Origin of the sequence: Pseudomonas sp. 02C 26 (assembly GCF_002843585.1) — a bacterium.
Lineage (GTDB): Bacteria > Pseudomonadota > Gammaproteobacteria > Pseudomonadales > Pseudomonadaceae > Aquipseudomonas > Aquipseudomonas shirazensis.
The window spans coordinates 623,353-636,295 of sequence record NZ_CP025262.1 but is presented as its reverse complement, the minus strand read 5'-3'; the positions used below and the strand labels follow the sequence as shown (position 1 = coordinate 636,295).

The following is a 12,943-nucleotide window of genomic DNA, read 5'->3' as shown; positions in this document are numbered from 1 at the left end:
AGCTTCATTTCAGCTCTGCCCTTGTACTCATCGTTTCGCCGCACGCCAGTGGGGCGATGCAGCCCGGTAATCAGGAGGCATCATGTCGTTCTCGTATAAAAAACTAAGCGCTGCACTGGCCCTTTCGTGCGTGTCGTTGGCAGCGGTGTCCACCGCCCAAGCCGTCGACTTGCCGGCCGTTCCTGCAGCTATCAAAGAGGCAGGCCAGCTGCGAGCTGGCGTGCGTTGCGACCAGCCGCCTTATGGCTATCAAGACAACAAGGGCGACTTTGCCGGCGTCGAAGTAGAGATGGCAAAGCAGGTGTCACTGTGGGCCCTGGGCTCCAAGGACAAGGTCAGCTTTACCTGCGTGACTGCCGAAAACCGAGTGCCGCAACTGCTGGGGCGCAAGGTCGACTTCCTCATCGCCACCCTCGGCGTGACTCCGGAGCGTCAGCGCGTGATCGACTTCACCACGCCCTACCGCTGGGGGGCGAGTGACGTGGTGGTGAAGAAGGACAGCCCGGCACAGAAGATCGCCGACCTCAAGGGCAAGACCCTCGCCACGCTCAAGGGCTCGGTGCAGGCCAAGTGGTTCGAAGACCACATGCCCGACGTGAAAACCCTGCGCATGAACAGCGCCGCCGATGCCCTGCAAGCCTTCCGCCAAGGCCGCGCTGATGCCTACACCCACGACGCCGCAACGCTGGTGGTGGTGGCCGACAACGACAAGGACGCGCGCCTGATCGGCGAACCGTTCCAGATCTCCGACGCGGCCATCGGTGTGCGCAAGAACGAAGAGCAGTGGCGCGACTTCCTCAGCGCGGCGGTGCTGCGCATGCGTGAAGAGCACCTGTACCGCGGCTGGGTAGAGCAGTTCGTACCGAAGAATATCCAGGGCTATTACATCAGTGTGTTCGAGCAGGCCAAACCTGCCGAATCGCTCTGATCGGCCGCGATCATGGATTTCGACATCCATTACTTGATAGCGCAGTGGCCTGCGCTGCTCGACGGCGTGTTGATGACGCTGAAGATCACCGCGCTGGCCATCTTCTTTTCAATGCTGATCGGTGTGCTGGGCGGCGCGGTGCGGGTGATGAAAGTGCCGGTGCTGTCGCAGGCGGTGGTGCTGTACGTGGAGTTGATCCGCAATACGCCGATCCTGGTGCAGTTGTTCTTCATCTTCTACGGTCTGCCGGCCATTGGCTTGGGGTTGTCGCTGTTCTGGTCGGGGGTGGTGTGCCTGTCACTGTGGGCTGGGGCTTATCAGATAGAGAACATCCGCGGCGGCCTGGCCACCGTGGAGCGCGGCATGCGCGAGGCGAGCCTGGCACTCAGCCTCAAGCCCGCGCAGTACTTTGCCCTGATCGCCCTGCCGATCGCGTTTCGCACCAGCCTGCCGGCGATGCTCAACACCGCGATCTCGCTGCTGAAGAACTCTTCGTACCTTCAGGCCATCGGCCTGGCGGAATTGACCTTCGTCGCGGTGGACCGCATCGCCACGGACTTTCGCGCCATCGAGATGTTCACGGCCATCTGCGTCATGTACCTGGTGCTGGTCGGCGTGCTCGCGCTTTTGACCGCGCGCCTTTCCGCCCACTTACAACGCCCTTTCCGGCAGTGAGGCGAGCATGAACTTCATCTTCGATAACTGGAGCTTCGTTTTAAAAGGGTTGTTGATGACCCTGCAGCTGGCGCTGGTGGTGCTGTTGTTCACCACGCTGATTTCGGCCGTGCTCGGCGTACTGGCCACGGTCAAGAACCGCGTGCTGTGGTGGACGATTCATGCCTATGTGGAGCTGTTCCGCTCCATTCCGCTGATCGTCAACGTGTTCTTCATCTTCTTCGGCGCGCCGATGTTCGGCGTCGATCTAAGCCCGTTTGCCGCGGTCACCGTCGGCCTGACCTTGTGGGGCAGCGCCAACGGTATCGAGATCGTGCGGGGCGGGTTGGAGTCGGTGTCCCGACACCAGTGGAAAAGCGCCTGGGCCCTGGGCCTGCGCCCCTGGCAGATCTACCTGCACGTGATCGTGCCGCAGTCGATGAAAGCCATTCTGCCGGCCTATACCGGGCTGCTGACGATCCTGGTGCAAGCCACGTCGCTGGGTGCCCTGGTCGGCGTAGGCGAATTCCTCAAGGTCGGCCAGATCATCATCGAACGGGAAACCGTCATGACCGGCGTCAGCCCGGCCTTCTCGGTCTACGCCGTGGTGTTGCTGATGTACTTCGTCATCTGCTCGGCACTGACCTGGCTTAGCCGTTATCTCGAACGTCGTCTGGGTCGCCCGGCGGTACGTACTTCTATTGGAGAGGTTCCAACATGCAAGAATCCAAAGTCAGTCGGCGTCTGAAAGAAAGCACCGCGCCGGAAGTCAACGAGTACATCTATCGCCCGCGCCTGGAAGGCTTCGCAAGCGGTTTCGCCAACCTGGGCAACGTCAACAAGGCGCACATCCTGATGCTTGCCGAACAGGGGCTGATTCGCGGCGAACATGCCAGTGCGCTGGCCAAGGGTGTGCTGGACATGGAGCAGGCCGGGCCGGATGCGGTCGAGCTGGACCCGTCCCGCGAAGACGCCTACTTCAACTACGAAGCGCACCTGATCGAACAGATCGGCGCCGACATCGGCGGGCGGCTGCACACCGGTCGCAGCCGCAACGACATCCTCGCCACACTCGACCGCCTGCGCTGCCGCGAGTTGTTGATGGACCTGATCGATGAACTGGTGACCGTGCGCGCCACGGCCCTGCGCTGCGCCGCGATGTACGCCGAAGTGGTGATGCCCGGCTACACCCACCTGCAGCCGGCGCAACCGATCACCTACGGCTACTACCTGAGCGCGGTGGAACAGGCGCTGGAGCGCGACAGCAAGCGCCTGATCCAGACCCTGGAGTCGATGAACCAGTGTCCACTCGGCGCAGCCGCTTTCGCCGGCACGCCGTTCGACATCGACCGCGCACGCACCGCCGAGCTGCTCGGCTTCGACGGCTACCTGGACAACGCGCTGGACGCCATCGGCTCACGCGACTTCCTGCTCGAAAGCCTGTCGCACCTGAGCCACCTGGCGGTGTTCTGGAGCCGCGTCGCGCAGGACTACTTTGTCTGGAGCACCCATGAGTTCAACCTCATCGACTTCCCCGACAGCGTCGCCGCCACCTCCAGCATCATGCCGCAAAAGAAAAACCCCACCGTGCTCGAGTACCTCAAGGGCCGCAGCGGGCACATCGTCGGCCTGCTGATGGGCGCCAGCGTGAGCATCAAGGGCACCAACTTTTCCCACACCGGCGACGGCAACCGCGAAGGCACCCGCGGCTTCTGGGAAGCCGCCGAAGAAACCCTACGCTGCCTGAAACTGCTCGACCTGGTGCTGCGCACCGCAACGCCCAACATCGACCTGGCGGTACGCCGCGCCGGTGAAGACTTCTCCACCGCCACCGGCCTCGCCGACCTGATGGTGCGCGAAGTCGACCTGTCGTTCCGCGAAGCCCACCATGTGGTCGGCGGCGTGGTGCGCATGGCCATGGACCAGGGCCTGCCGGCCAACCAGATCACCACGCAGATGGTCGATGCCTGCGCCCTCGAACAACTCGGCCACGCCCTCAACCTGCCCGAGCAGAAAGTCCGTGATTGCCTCGACCCGGTCAGCAACGTCCAAGGCCGCAGCTCCGCAGGCGGCCCCTCGCTCGGCTCACTCAAGCCAAGCCTGGCACGTGCCAGCGAGCGCCTGAGCGCCGAGCGCATTGCCAACCAGCAGCGCCGCGAGCGCCTCAGCGCGGCCGACCTCAACCTGCAAACCCTGACCCGGGCACAGGCGGGCGTATGAGCACGATCCTGACGGTTCGCGACCTGCACAAAAGCTTCGGTGCGCACGAGGTGGTCAAGGGCGTGGACATGGACGTTCAACAAGGCGAAGTGGTGGTCATCATCGGCCCCAGCGGCTCGGGCAAGTCGACCTTCATCCGCTGCCTGAACAGCCTGGAAGAGCCGTCCCTCGGTACCGTGGTAATCGCCAACGGCGACTCGGCCAATGCCGGTGACCGCAAAGCCCTGGCCAGGCTGCGCGAAGAGGTGGGCATGGTGTTTCAGGACTACACCCTGTTCCCGCACATGAGCGTGCTGGCGAACATGATGCTCGCCCCGGTCAAGCTCAAGCGCTCGAACAAGCAAGAAGCCCAGGCTCACGCCCTCGCCCTGCTCGACCGCGTTGGCCTGCGGCACAAGGCCGAACACTACCCGGCGGAGCTGTCCGGCGGCCAGCAACAGCGGGTGGCGATAGTGCGCGCTCTTGCGATGAAACCCAAGCTGATGCTGTTCGACGAGCCCACCTCCGCGCTCGATCCGGAGACCGTAGGTGACGTGCTGAACGTGATGAAAGGCCTCGCGGCCGAGGGCATGACCATGATCGTCGTCACTCACGAAATGGGCTTCGCACGTGAGGTGGCCGACCGCGTGGTGTTCTTCGACGGCGGCAAGATCATCGAAATGGGCCCGCCGGCGGAAATCTTCAGCGCACCGAAGGAGCCTCGCACCCGGCAGTTTCTGGAAAGCGTCCTGCACTGACTTCAACATCCTCTTCCACACCCGGCGTGCCCGCCTCCACCGGGACGGCGCGCCTGTGCTCCGGCAAGGAGTTTCAAATGAGTCAAGCGACCGGCAAAGCCCTGGATCCACTGGGCGCACAGACCATGATCCAGATGGAGAACGTCAACAAATGGTATGGCGAGTTCCAGGTACTGAAGAGCATCAACCTCAGCGTGCGCCAAGGTGAACGCATCGTGCTGTGCGGCCCATCTGGCTCGGGCAAGTCGACGACCATTCGCTGCCTGAACCGCCTCGAAGAACACCAGCAAGGCCGCATCGTCGTCGACGGCACCGAGCTGACCAATGATGCCAAACAGATCGAAACCATCCGCCGCGAAGTCGGCATGGTGTTCCAGCACTTCAACCTGTTCCCGCACCTGACCATCCTGGAGAACTGCACCCTCGCCCCGATGTGGGCGCGCAAGATGCCGCGCAAGGAGGCGGAGGCGGTGGCGATGCATTACCTGGAACGGGTGCGCATTCCCGAACAGGCGCATAAATACCCCGGCCAGCTTTCAGGCGGCCAGCAACAGCGCGTCGCGATTGCCCGGGCGTTGTGCATGAAGCCGAAGATCATGCTGTTTGACGAACCCACCTCGGCGCTGGACCCGGAGATGGTCAAGGAAGTGCTGCAGACCATGGTCGACCTGGCCGAAGACGGCATGACCATGGTGTGCGTGACGCATGAGATGGGCTTTGCCCGGACGGTGGCTCACCGGGTGGTATTTATGGATCAGGGGGAGATTGTTGAGGAGGCTACGCCCAGGGAGTTTTTTGAGAATCCGCAGAGTGAGCGGAGTCGGTTGTTCTTGAGTCAGGTGCTGCATTGATCAGCAGTGCAGCACCTCCAGTTGAGCTAGGGTGGCTGTCATCGACCCCGCGTGCGCGGTAACCCCTTCACTTTTGCGGCGCTCCACGCTGCACACCGCATCGCCGGCCATAACCTCGACTTTTGCTTCGTAGCTTTGCAGGTATCGATACCTGCCCCTGTGAGAGCACCACGACGGGTTCCGGCGTTCAGGGTATGGCCTCAAGCACACAGATCACAAGATATGGCCATGTTTGACAATGCGCGTATTGACGTCAGACGTACCGCCGGGCTGAACGCCCTGTAATCTCATATCAGTGCTGTGCCGCGGCTATATTTCGGGCTCTCACCCACGCCACGAATCATTTCCAGCAAGGCCCTCACCCGCAGCGGCAGATTTCCGGCCGGGTAAACCGCATGCATCTGTGGGCTCTCGCCGCTGCTGGAGGTGAGTTTGTAGTCAGGGCAAACCCGCACCAAGCGCCCCGCCTCCACTTCGGGCTCTGCCATCCAATCGGCCAAGCGGGCGATCCCGACGCCCGCCATGGCTGCCTGGAATACCGCCAGACCGGAACTGAAACGAAATTTCGGATGAACCCGAAAGCTGATGGCTTGCCCCTCGCTGCGAAAATTCCACTCTTTGAGAATCCGCGGCGCCGTATGCAGGATCAGCGAATGCGACTCCAGCGCCTCGATAGAGTCGGGCACGCCTTTGCGCTCCAGGTACCCGGGGGCGGCATACAGATGGCGTGAGTAACTCCAGAGCGCGAAACCGATCAAGTCGCTGGATTGTGGAAATGCCCCGCGGATCGAGAAGTCCAGTTTGCTCTTGGCCGGGTCGATGATTTCATCGGTGAAAATCACATCGATGTTGACGTCTGGATAACGCTCGCAATATTGCGCGATCAACCGAGGCAACACCCCGTGTCCAAGTACCTCGGGGGCGGAGAAGCGGATCCAGCCGGAGGCCAGGCCGCTGAGACCGGCCAGGTCTTCATCCACCTCACGTTGCAGTTCGAGCATTTTGTAGGCATGGGGTAATAAGCACTCACCCGCCTCAGTCAGGCTCACGGTATTGGACGAGCGATTGAACAACTTGAGCCCGACACTTTCCTCTAGAGCCTGAATGGCGCGGGTCAGTGCACTAGGGGAACGCCCCAAGGCCCGCGCCGCGGCGACGAAGCTGCGCTTGCGAGCTACTGCCGCAAAGGCTTCAAGTTCCGCCAACATGTTCAACGCCACGCTCCACCTCATTGCACTTTTCACAATGCGGCATTGCAACACAGAAAAAGCCCTTCCGTTAACCTTCCCGTCAGCCAGATCAGCATGTCCTCTGGTTGCAGCGATATGCGCCACCCACCTAGATAGTCAGAGCCTTAGTTCATGGTCGATATTGTCATCCTTTGCGTGTTCGCTTTCGCTGCCGGCCTGATCGATGCGGCGGTGGGTGGCGGCGGACTGATCCAGATACCCGCACTGTTCAACGTACTACCCACCGCTCAACCGGCAGCGCTGCTGGGTACCAACAAGGTCGCGGCCGCCTGCGGTACAGCATTCGCGGCCCGGTCCTTCATACGCAAGGTGGTGATCGACTGGGGGCTTGTGATCCCCGCGGCCTGTGCGGCCTTTGTCATGGCCTTCTTCGGCGCCGCCACGGTATCGTTCGTACCGCAGTCAGTGATGCGGCCGGCGGTGCTGGTGCTGATTGTGCTGATGGCGATCTACACCTTTTGGAAAAAAGACTTCGGCGCCCTGCATAAACCGATGCGCATCGGTACCAGGGAAAAACTGCTGGCGATCGTCATCGGCGGCGCCATCGGTTTTTACGATGGCCTGTTCGGGCCCGGCACTGGCAGTTTCCTGATCTTCCTGTTTATTCGCTGCTTCGCCTTCGACTTTCTGCACGCCTCGGCATCGGCGAAACTCGTGAACATCGCTACCAATATCGCGGCTCTGATGTTCTTCATTCCGACGGGTAACGTGCTCTACCTGGTCGCGATTCCCATGGCTGCGTTCAACATTTTCGGAGCGCTCACTGGCACTTGGTTGGCGGTCCATAAAGGCGTGCCCTTTGTCCGCACGCTGTTCTTGGTGTTGTTGGTGATTCTGATCAGCAAACTGTCTTACGACCTGTTCTTGTAGAGCTCAGGCGCGAGGCGACTTTTTGACGCGTCATGGGTTCCGCACTCGCGAATACTTGAAAGCAACGTGTCCAGATCTGTAGGCATAAGACGGACTCCTGTCCGGTGGAGTTGGAAGGCGCTAGCACTTCAACTTGCTGGCCCGCGCTTTTATAAGCCTCCTTCGAGACGCTGATACTGTCATTTTTACCTAGCAAAACTGACAGATGACTGGCCGACGGATCCGTGAGTCGGCCTCGAAACGAGGAATTACAGAAACAACAAAGCCCGCACGAGGCGGGCTTTTGTTGGGTATTTGCTTAGACAGTGTGGACTTCTGGGAACTGATGTCTGGTGCGGAGACAGGAGTCGAATCGGGTACCTCCAGACCAGTAAAATCGGGCAGCCATATGATGCAATGCCACAACTGTATACCTAAACATATACCTAAACCGAAAAGTACCCCGGGGCGTCGTGGTTAGCGGCGAACACGAACACGCCCTCCTAAGAGGGCTTGGTCTTACGCTTTCTTTGGCGGCGGCGGAGGCGGTGGCGGCGGTACGCGCCGTGGAAGATCCACATCACTTTTGATGTTTCTCATCGGGGGGGGCGGCGGCGGCGGCGGCTTTTGGTTGGACATGAAGTTTTCCTATGGGTTGGTTGATATGTAGATCGGCAGGAAGGAAATCAGCGACCAAATCACAGCGTAGATAACGTTCCTCGACAAACCGTCAAGCTCGTTGCTCCGTCGATCGTTATTGTTAGCATTTCTCGTCGCTCCCATGACGTAGTAGTCCATCATGATCTGCATGAAGAAGCTGTTCGCCTGCTCAACGCTCCCATCGTAGTAATCGATGAGCGTCTTCCGGTGAGCCTCAAGCTTTTCGGCAACCGGTATGGCTAAGTCATCGAAACGGACGCGCCAAGCCCAGGCGAAATGCCACATCGCTCTGACAACGAAAACGCCTGCCCCTAGGTACAGAATCCAGAAATAGATTCCCGCGGTCGTTTCTGTCGGCGGAGCTTTGGGAAGTAGGTAGGAGAGGAAGCTCAAGAGGGCTACGATCAGCGCGAGTGGCAGATTCAGCCTGGAGATTAATTTCTCCTTACGGTCAGCCTCAGCGAGGTAGATCTTCTCGTACAGCTTGTACTCTTCATCATCGGACCTCATGTCACAGTTGCTCCCTCCAAACTCAATGGCTTATGGCCATCATCCTTCCTAAGCAGCCCCATGCCAAGAGCCTCTAACATGACGATGCTTGGGGGGTCGTGTATAGCCATTGTATAAGCGATGCCCAAGGGGTCGCGTATAGCCGGGTACCACTCTCCCGAAACGGTGGGGTGGCTCTCACCACCCGCTAACCGCGTCGGTCTACCATAGGGGCAGCCGGTCATCTCAACCTCGGGCGTTTCGCCCAGGCTCATCCTCAGCTACACGAAAGCGCCAGTAGCGGTCAGGTTTAACCCAGACCACATTGTCAGGGGTAAGCTTGCGAAATGCAGCGAGGATAGCTTTGCCGAGAACCTGGTTGCCATCCGCATTATCAATCAGAAGCTCCTCATGCCTCGCTCTGACGATGTAATCAACAACATCGTCTTGGTAGACGCAAGCGTCACGCTCGATTTCGGCAAGCATCCACTGTGCAACCACCTCAGCGTCCACTATTTCGCCTCTAGAGTTGTGCTTTCCAAAGAGTCAGTCTTAAAGCGACCGCTTTCGAGCTTTTTCCCTGCGAACCACTGGCAGACGTAGTAGTCGCTGTTGAATTCCTTCGCCTGAACAGTCATAGCAGGCCCACCTGACTTCAATTTTACGATGTCGCCAACCGCGAACTTATCTTCTGTAGCCATGATTTCCATTCCTCGTAATCAGGGGGCATCCCTGTAACTGGCATATGGGGACTGGCCAATTGATTTAAAGCGGCCACTACACTTAAGCATGGACATTGGGCGCCTTATCCTGATAATCCATATAGGGCAGGTCGCTAAAATAGTCAGGTTTTGTCAGGTTCTGGACCGCCCGGTTTTCCCTTGACAAGCACGCGCGGATATCCTTGACGGCCTCCGCTCCCACAGCTCCGCCATAGACAGCGCCAGCCCTTGTACAGCAAGCCTTACAGCCGATCATGCTCAAGCGCCAGCAGCCCAATCCGTCAAGAAGGGTCAAGAATTTCTGTCCAGGATGGTCAAGGGCCAGTCAAGATTGGCGCCATTCTGGACGGGCATTCGCTCGAGGCTCGACCCTACCGACCCGCAACCCGTTCCCGGCGTGCTCCCCAGCCCGGCAGGCCACCTTCTGGCTCCGCGAATCCGTCCAGAGCCTGTCCAGAATAGGCGGCCGACAACATTTGACGAGGCGTAGGCATGTTAATGCAACGGACAGAGCTGTAGCCCAGGCCTGCTGAGGGATTCATCGATTGAGCCGCCAGGCGGCCTGTCTGACTTCGTGTAATGCCTGTCTAATATTTTCGCGGATTCTTGACGGCAATCAGACCGAAGCATGCTCGGCACCCGGCTGAATGCTCAACAGCGGCAGGCTTCGCCGCAATCTTGCCCATCCGCTACTGCCGCTCGATCCGCCTAGGGCCTGTCTAGAATCCGCCAGGGGTCTGTCGGGGGTGAGTGACGGCCAGGGCCTCTACTTTGACGGCCTCCAGCACCGGCCAAGCCTCAGGCGCCCGCCCGCAGGCGCCACGGCCATCAGCCTGGCCCGTACTTCGTCAAAGCGTGGTTAAAGTAGCGCCCAGCACCACCAGCAATATGAGACAGCGCCGACCACCAGCTTTACCGGCATGGCCTGGCGTATGGCCTTAAACGCCCGGGCCATGCTGGTTCCGTCTCATGCCTGTCTCACATTCGGTAAAGGCCCGGTAAAGCTTGTTGATGCTTTACGCTTGCGCGGCGATCTTCCGCTTGGAGTTCGTTTGGAAACGGTTGCCTGAAATCGGGGACTGATAAATATCCTCATCCAGGAATCTTAGCAACGCCTTAAGACTCTTCTTGTCCCCCGGGAAGACGAGCTTCATTTGTCCGGCCTCATCATAAACACCGATATCAATATCAAACCCGGCAGCTGCAATACGCAGTTCCTGTGGCGTGCAAGCGTCGAGAATACCTTCCTGATTAATGAAGGTGACCTTCTTGCGTATCCAGTTATCAATGTTGGCATCAAGCCAACTGGAATCAAAGCCATGGAACTTATCAAGATTAAAGAAATTCTCTACCTCTTCCTTAGTACTTTCATGATAATAGGCATCCATATCGAAAAGCCGTCGAGCATTGTGAAGGCTAACGAATCGAAGTTCGGTAGGCGAATTCTCAGCAACAGCTTGAGTGAGTATTGCGGTTGGCTTGTTGTCCAAGGCGATACCTATCCCATCTAGTCGACGGAAGGTATTCTTGTCATAAAAAATTGAAAACTTTCCTGTGGCTATTGCTTGACGCTTATCGAAAGCTTGGACGACTACTGTCGTAGATCCATTCTCAGTGAAGCCTCCAAACAGCCCTTTGATTACACCCAGCCCCTGCTCTGAGGGCTGCCAAATGTCTGCGTTTTCTGGCTCCCGTACAGTGGCGATCAGGCCGTCCAGATCATCGAATCCATCTATCAGAAGTACCTCATCGTCATCAGGGCGGTAGCGCGCATCAAAGGCAACGTCGGTTTTGTTGCTAATGAATGCTTGAGCCTGTCGGCGAAGCTCCTTGTCGATATCGGTTTGAAGCTCGCCACTCGTAACAACTCTAAGGATACGCGGCGTTGTTTCTAGCAAAACAAAAAGATCCATCCATTGGCCCCTATGAAGATTCAAGCACTGTGTGCGATGTTATGTAACTTACCTTTACAATATCTGCTGGCTTACTTATGACCCTCTTCGTAATAAGCAGAAGGTTCCCGCCATTATTTAGCTGGACCTCATAGAATTTATACCCGCAAATTGCCAGCACCGGATTCGCGTAAAAGGACTTGGACACCCAAATGAAAACAAAAAACATAATTGCAAAAAAGGCGAAAGTGAGAGGTTCAAGAAAGTACTTCCCACCACCTAACACCGGCAGCATGTACGCCACAAAGTATCCCGAAATCTCTTTGTCGGCAGGCTTTATCGAAACGGCCGTGACGGTCGTTTTGTTGAGCTTTGCGGCTGAAGATATAATTATCTGATGACAAGTCGCACAGAGCGACAACGAACAAAATAGTACAAACAATGACCATAGCTTCTGGTCATTGCTTTGATAAAGCAAGAATGAGAGCGTTAAACCGATTGGCGCAATCGTTGTCAGTACGAGCGCGAATTTCATGAGGATGCTAAGCATAATCAGCCCTTCCACCGCCGTGCGTGAGTTCGCCAGCGGCTCTGTTGGATAGAGCTAGCATAGTAAAGCCTTTTACTGGATATCCATACAGCATAGAGCTGTCCCTCGCCCCTTTCGTACCAATACTGTTGCCTGCCAAGGACAGATGTCAAATTGCCACGCAGAACCACCGCACTGACCAAACGCCGTAATCCGGCCTGCTCATAGCACAGCTGCTGACCATGACCTGCACGAATTCCACCCTCCTAGCGACACTCGTCTTACACGGTGGAAACTGACAAAACCTGAGATTGGATCAGCAGGCGCTGGGCGGTGAGCATTGTGGTTCTCATGTGGTCATCGCGGCGGGCTCACTGGCAGGCTCCAATACCGTGGAAACCAAAGTGGAAACCAAGACCTGGCAACCTCAACATTTCTCAACAGGCATGCCGCCCGGATAGCGGTCACGAGCCTGATGCTCACCCCGCCTGTGCACACTGACGGTGCTCATGCCATAGTGCGGATAAATCACAGGCGGCCATGTCGGGTAGGCTGCCCCAGGCTCGATGGAGAAAACCATGTTCGCAGGAGCTACAGCTGGTGAGGTTTATAAGAAAACCTTTGAGCTGCTGTCTGAGGAGAATGACCGAGGCGCGGTGCTGCTCAGCGGAGTGATAACAGACGGAATTCTGGATGAGATGATCAAATCGCGCCTCATAGGTTTGCCCTCAGCTCGCGTGGGCAAGCTCCGATTCCAGTACGCAGCCAAGATCGACATGGCGTTCTCGCTAGGCATGATTTCATTAGAAATGCTGACGCTGCTTCATAGTCTGCGTGACGCAAGGAATACCTTTGCCCATAAGATTGTGAACAGTCTCGACGACGCTGCTATCTCTAAAGCGATCAAATCGGTTTTCGATGCGGTGCCGAGCCTATACGACGGGTTCATGAGCAGCTGGATTGCCAACCTTCAGAGCACTTTACGGGGTGTGGGCATTGTCGACGAAACGCTGATTGCTAGCGTATCCCCTGGCGCCCGGGCCCGATTTAACAACTATCTAGCCTTAGTTGCAGCTCGACTTCATGAAGCCTCAGCCAAAGTCGAGAAGCTCAGTTTCTCTGGAATCTAGTTGGCTCAACTTGCATCAACTGGAGCGGAAGG

14 protein-coding genes are annotated in these 12,943 nt (G+C 57.9%); 9 read left to right on the top strand and 5 right to left on the bottom strand.

Features of this window, described 5'->3' with window-relative positions; genetic code table 11:
* Positions 1-82 precede the first annotated feature (82 nt).
* The 6 genes from CXQ80_RS02875 (at position 83) to CXQ80_RS02850 (ending at position 5,390) form a co-directional block, all read left to right on the top strand.
* On the top strand, positions 83-928 hold the full coding sequence (locus CXQ80_RS02875) for a transporter substrate-binding domain-containing protein (protein ID WP_101316300.1): 846 nt from the start codon (positions 83-85) through the stop codon (positions 926-928).
* A gap of 12 nt (positions 929-940) precedes the next feature.
* Entirely contained in the window at positions 941-1,603 is a 663-nt protein-coding gene (locus CXQ80_RS02870) for an amino acid ABC transporter permease (RefSeq protein ID WP_101316298.1), read from the top strand.
* A 7-nt stretch (positions 1,604-1,610) separates the two neighbouring features.
* Positions 1,611-2,330, top strand: a complete 720-nt coding sequence (locus CXQ80_RS02865; RefSeq protein WP_101316296.1) for an amino acid ABC transporter permease — start codon at positions 1,611-1,613, stop codon at positions 2,328-2,330.
* Positions 2,300-3,802, top strand: coding sequence for an argininosuccinate lyase (argH, locus tag CXQ80_RS02860; protein ID WP_101316294.1), 1,503 nt, complete (start codon positions 2,300-2,302; stop codon positions 3,800-3,802). The genes CXQ80_RS02865 and argH overlap by 31 nt, the downstream gene beginning before the upstream one ends.
* The gene (locus CXQ80_RS02855; protein WP_101316292.1) at positions 3,799-4,539 is read left to right on the top strand and encodes an amino acid ABC transporter ATP-binding protein; all 741 of its coding nucleotides are present in this window, start codon (positions 3,799-3,801) and stop codon (positions 4,537-4,539) included. The genes argH and CXQ80_RS02855 overlap by 4 nt, the downstream gene beginning before the upstream one ends.
* 77 nt (positions 4,540-4,616) lie before the next feature.
* Positions 4,617-5,390: an amino acid ABC transporter ATP-binding protein gene (locus CXQ80_RS02850; protein ID WP_101316289.1), complete on the top strand. Its 774-nt coding sequence runs from the start codon at positions 4,617-4,619 to the stop codon at positions 5,388-5,390.
* A gap of 287 nt (positions 5,391-5,677) precedes the next feature.
* Here CXQ80_RS02850 and CXQ80_RS02845 read toward each other — a convergent pair whose 3' ends face one another.
* Positions 5,678-6,610, bottom strand: coding sequence for a LysR family transcriptional regulator (locus CXQ80_RS02845; protein ID WP_101316287.1), 933 nt, complete (start codon positions 6,608-6,610; stop codon positions 5,678-5,680).
* Positions 6,611-6,751: 141 nt separating this feature from the next.
* Here CXQ80_RS02845 and CXQ80_RS02840 point away from each other — a divergent pair, with 141 nt between their 5' ends.
* Positions 6,752-7,510: a TSUP family transporter gene (locus CXQ80_RS02840; RefSeq protein ID WP_101316285.1), complete on the top strand. Its 759-nt coding sequence runs from the start codon at positions 6,752-6,754 to the stop codon at positions 7,508-7,510.
* A 627-nt stretch (positions 7,511-8,137) separates the two neighbouring features.
* Here the strand turns inward: CXQ80_RS02840 and CXQ80_RS02835 are convergent.
* From CXQ80_RS02835 to CXQ80_RS02820, 4 genes are all read right to left on the bottom strand, one after another.
* Positions 8,138-8,659, bottom strand: a complete 522-nt coding sequence (locus CXQ80_RS02835; protein WP_101316283.1) for a hypothetical protein — start codon at positions 8,657-8,659, stop codon at positions 8,138-8,140.
* Between the two features lie 225 nt (positions 8,660-8,884).
* Positions 8,885-9,139: a hypothetical protein gene (locus CXQ80_RS02830; protein ID WP_371918909.1), complete on the bottom strand. Its 255-nt coding sequence runs from the start codon at positions 9,137-9,139 to the stop codon at positions 8,885-8,887.
* 11 nt (positions 9,140-9,150) lie between these two features.
* Positions 9,151-9,339 (bottom strand): YodC family protein, encoded by a 189-nt coding sequence (locus CXQ80_RS02825; RefSeq protein WP_101322935.1) that lies wholly within the window; start codon positions 9,337-9,339, stop codon positions 9,151-9,153.
* A 1,037-nt stretch (positions 9,340-10,376) separates the two neighbouring features.
* Positions 10,377-11,273, bottom strand: coding sequence for a hypothetical protein (locus CXQ80_RS02820; RefSeq protein ID WP_101316278.1), 897 nt, complete (start codon positions 11,271-11,273; stop codon positions 10,377-10,379).
* A gap of 191 nt (positions 11,274-11,464) precedes the next feature.
* On the opposite strand from CXQ80_RS02820, the gene CXQ80_RS24705 reads away from it, so the two are divergent.
* Complete coding sequence (locus CXQ80_RS24705) at positions 11,465-11,650, top strand: hypothetical protein (protein ID WP_157831728.1); 186 nt, start codon at positions 11,465-11,467, stop codon at positions 11,648-11,650.
* A gap of 709 nt (positions 11,651-12,359) precedes the next feature.
* Positions 12,360-12,911 carry a hypothetical protein gene (locus CXQ80_RS02810; RefSeq protein WP_101316274.1) on the top strand — a complete coding sequence of 184 codons (552 nt, stop codon included), beginning with the start codon at positions 12,360-12,362 and terminating at the stop codon, positions 12,909-12,911.
* The last annotated feature ends 32 nt before the right edge of the window (positions 12,912-12,943 follow it).

Excerpts from the sequence above, each read along its gene's own strand:
- CXQ80_RS24705 (WP_157831728.1), top strand. The coding sequence starts at position 11,465 with ATGAAAACAAAAAACATAATTGCAAAAAAGGCGAAAGTGAGAGGTTCA.
- CXQ80_RS02870 (WP_101316298.1), top strand. The coding sequence starts at position 941 with ATGGATTTCGACATCCATTACTTGATAGCGCAGTGGCCTGCGCTGCTC.
- CXQ80_RS02855 (WP_101316292.1), top strand. The coding sequence starts at position 3,799 with ATGAGCACGATCCTGACGGTTCGCGACCTGCACAAAAGCTTCGGTGCG.
- argH (WP_101316294.1), top strand. The coding sequence starts at position 2,300 with ATGCAAGAATCCAAAGTCAGTCGGCGTCTGAAAGAAAGCACCGCGCCG.
- CXQ80_RS02840 (WP_101316285.1), top strand. The coding sequence starts at position 6,752 with ATGGTCGATATTGTCATCCTTTGCGTGTTCGCTTTCGCTGCCGGCCTG.
- CXQ80_RS02865 (WP_101316296.1), top strand. The coding sequence starts at position 1,611 with ATGAACTTCATCTTCGATAACTGGAGCTTCGTTTTAAAAGGGTTGTTG.
- CXQ80_RS02850 (WP_101316289.1), top strand. The coding sequence starts at position 4,617 with ATGAGTCAAGCGACCGGCAAAGCCCTGGATCCACTGGGCGCACAGACC.
- CXQ80_RS02835 (WP_101316283.1), bottom strand. The coding sequence starts at position 8,659 with ATGAGGTCCGATGATGAAGAGTACAAGCTGTACGAGAAGATCTACCTC.
- CXQ80_RS02810 (WP_101316274.1), top strand. The coding sequence starts at position 12,360 with ATGTTCGCAGGAGCTACAGCTGGTGAGGTTTATAAGAAAACCTTTGAG.
- CXQ80_RS02875 (WP_101316300.1), top strand. The coding sequence starts at position 83 with ATGTCGTTCTCGTATAAAAAACTAAGCGCTGCACTGGCCCTTTCGTGC.
- CXQ80_RS02825 (WP_101322935.1), bottom strand. The coding sequence starts at position 9,339 with ATGGCTACAGAAGATAAGTTCGCGGTTGGCGACATCGTAAAATTGAAG.
- CXQ80_RS02820 (WP_101316278.1), bottom strand. The coding sequence starts at position 11,273 with ATGGATCTTTTTGTTTTGCTAGAAACAACGCCGCGTATCCTTAGAGTT.